The following is a 2,776-nucleotide window of genomic DNA, read 5'->3' as shown; positions in this document are numbered from 1 at the left end:
GCTGTTGCGGGTAGCCGTATCCCGGCTGACCGCCCTGCGGGGGCTGCTGCGGCGGCTGCTGCGCGTAAGGGTTGTTCGGGTTCTGGCCGGAGCCAGGCGGCGGTGGGTAACTCACGAGCGTGCTCCTCCGAGCGTTCGACAGGGGACGGACTGGGCCGAAGAGCTCGGGGGAACGACAGGTCCGCCCCCGCATATGCCGTCGCAGCACTGCGTGAGGTGTGCGGTACGCACGATGTGCCTCCCCCGATCACACGGCACCGTGCCGGCCCTCGTCGTTCGGGCTCGGTGCCGCCGCATCATGGTCCTCGCCGCACTGCGGTGCTGTCCAGTTGGATAGGGGAATGTGGCGAATCCGCAACGTGATGCCGACGTACCCGTCGCACCGCACAGCGGGGTCGGAGCGGTCCGGAGAGGTACGGATTGGAGACCGGGCGCCGATCGGCGAGGATGGGGACCATGACGGCCCAGATTCTCGATGGCAAGGCCACGGCAGCAGCGATCAAGACCGACCTCACCGCCCGCGTCGGCGCGCTCAAGGCGCTGGGCAGCACGCCCGGCCTCGGCACGCTGCTGGTAGGTGACGATGTCGGCAGCCAGAAGTACGTCGCGGGCAAGCACCGCGACAGCGAGCAGATCGGCGTCCGCTCCATCCAGCGCGAGCTGCCCGCCACCGCCACCCAGGGCGAGATCGAGGCGGTCGTGCGGGAGCTCAACGAGGACCCGGCCTGCACCGGCTACATCGTCCAGCTCCCGCTCCCCAAGGGCATCGACACCAACCGCGTACTGGCGCTGATGGACCCGGCCAAGGACGCGGACGGGCTGCACCCCACCAGCCTCGGCCGGCTCGTGCTGAACGAGCCGGGCCCGCTGCCCTGCACCCCGCAGGGCATCATCCAGCTGCTGCGGCAGCACGGCGTCGAGCTGAACGGCGCGCACGTGGTCGTCGTGGGCCGCGGCATCACCGTCGGCCGGTCGATCCCGCTGCTGCTCACCCGGCGTAGCGAGAACGCGACCGTCACGCTGTGCCACACCGGCACCCGTGACCTGCCCGCACTGCTGCGGCAGGCGGACGTGATCGTCGCGGCGGCCGGGGTGCCGCACCTGATCAAGCCGGAGGACGTACGGCCGGGTGCCGCCGTCCTGGATGTGGGCGTGAGCCGCGACGAGCACGGCAAGATCGTCGGCGACGTCCACCCGGGAGTGGCGGAGGTCGCCGCCTGGATCTCGCCGAACCCGGGCGGCGTCGGACCGATGACCCGAGCCCAGCTCCTGGTCAACGTCGTCGAGGCGGCCGAGCGCGAGGTGGCGGAGGCCGCGGCGGCGGCGGCGGGGGAGAGGGCCGACCGGTGAAGGTGCGGATGCGCAGCTCACGCCCCCGGTTCCCCACGGTGACCCGCGACACCGCGCGCCCCGAGGGCGGTCAGCGGGCGATGAGCGGCGAGCACGCGGCACCGTACCGGCAGTGGCCGCTTCTGGCGGTGTGCTGCGGTGTGCTCATCGGGCTGCTGGTGACGGTCGGGTCGTTCCGCGCGGGGACCCTGATCATCGGGGCCGCGCTGCTCGCCGCGGCGGTGCTGCGCTGGGTGATGCCGTCGGTCGGGATGCTGGCGGTGCGCTCGCGCTTCACGGACATGGTGACGTACGGGGTGCTGGGCGTGGTGATCACGCTGCTGGCGATGATGGCGCAGCCGAGGCCCTGGATCTCGATCCCGATCCTGCAGGAGATCGTCCACTTCTCGGTCAGATGAGGGCGCCGGCGTAGTCGCGGGTGCGGTCCCGGATGTTGTCGCGGTGGCAACAAGGCCGCGGCAAGCGGCGTCTTCCGTGGTGGCGTTCGAGAACCCGGGTGGCAAACTGGGGGAACGCGTGAAGGACGTCGGGGGGCGAGGGGGAGGAAATGCCTCGGTGGAGGCCGCTACCGGAAGAACTGGATCCGCAGATCCGGGAGTTCACCAGCCAGCTGCGGCGGGTGGTGGACCGCAGCGGAATGAGCGTCGCGACGATCGCGGACCGCACGGGCTACAGCAAGTCGTCGTGGGAGCGGTACTTCGGGGGCCGGCTGCTGCCGCCACGTGGTGCGGTGCACGCCTTCGCCGAGGTCACCGACACGGACGTACGGCACCTGGAAACGATGTGGGAGCTCGCCGAACGGGCCTGGAGCCGCAGCGAGATGCGGCACGACGTGACCATGGCGTCGATCCAGGTGGATCAGGCGCGCGCGGCGCTGGGGGAGTTGGCGGACGCGCCGGCCAAGGGCCGCAAGCGCGGCGGCCGTAACCGGGACCGCGACCGCGACGCGGACGGGAGCGAGGACCGGGACCGGGACCGGGACCGGGAGAAGGTTCAGGAGGAGCGGCAGGCCGCGGCCTGGCCGCCCCCGCCGGCCGACGACGACACGGCCGTGCTCCGCCCCCGCCCGCTGCCAGGCCAGGGCGCGCCCGGCGAGCCACGCATCGACCCCTGGGGGGCCGCCTCCGAGGCGGCCGCCCTGCAGCGCGGTAAAGCTGAGATACCCGGTACGGGCGGTACGGGCAGTGCCGCCGGTACGGGCGGTGCCGGCCCGGAAACGGCTCCCGACAGCACCGGCTCCGCCCCCGACCCAAGCCCCGCCTCCCGCAAACGCCGCGCCGTGATGCTCCTCGCGGGCGTCGCCGGCGGGCTGGCGGTCATCGTGCTGGCCGCCGTGGTCTTCGGCCTGCCCGGCGGCGGCGACAAGACCGCCGCCTCGCCGTCACCGTCGCCGACCAGCGCTGCCGCCGACCTGCCCGCGGGCGTG

The 2,776-nt window shown here is 72.8% G+C and carries 3 protein-coding genes; all 3 read left to right on the top strand.

Translation table 11 applies throughout. The annotated features are described in order from the left end of the window. Positions 1-456: 456 nt before the first annotated feature. A complete protein-coding gene (locus tag ACRDP3_RS23415) occupies positions 457-1,350 on the top strand; it encodes a bifunctional methylenetetrahydrofolate dehydrogenase/methenyltetrahydrofolate cyclohydrolase (protein WP_431518979.1) in 894 nt (297 codons plus the stop codon). Between the two features lie 8 nt (positions 1,351-1,358). Continuing rightward, positions 1,359-1,748: a DUF3017 domain-containing protein gene (locus ACRDP3_RS23410; protein ID WP_431518978.1), complete on the top strand. Its 390-nt coding sequence runs from the start codon at positions 1,359-1,361 to the stop codon at positions 1,746-1,748. Positions 1,749-1,897: 149 nt separating this feature from the next. Continuing rightward, positions 1,898-2,776, top strand: an 879-nt coding sequence (locus ACRDP3_RS23405) for a helix-turn-helix domain-containing protein (protein WP_431518977.1), incomplete at its 3' end; no start/stop codon positions are given.

It is taken from the genome of Streptomyces sp., from assembly GCF_050698815.1.
In the GTDB taxonomy this organism is placed as follows: domain Bacteria; phylum Actinomycetota; class Actinomycetes; order Streptomycetales; family Streptomycetaceae; genus Streptomyces.
The sequence above is the reverse complement of the archived record's forward strand: the minus strand, read 5'-3'. Positions and strand labels throughout refer to the sequence as shown.

Coding starts and splice junctions, on each gene's coding strand:
- ACRDP3_RS23410 (WP_431518978.1), top strand. CDS start 1,359: ATGCGCAGCTCACGCCCCCGGTTCCCCACGGTGACCCGCGACACCGCG.
- ACRDP3_RS23415 (WP_431518979.1), top strand. CDS start 457: ATGACGGCCCAGATTCTCGATGGCAAGGCCACGGCAGCAGCGATCAAG.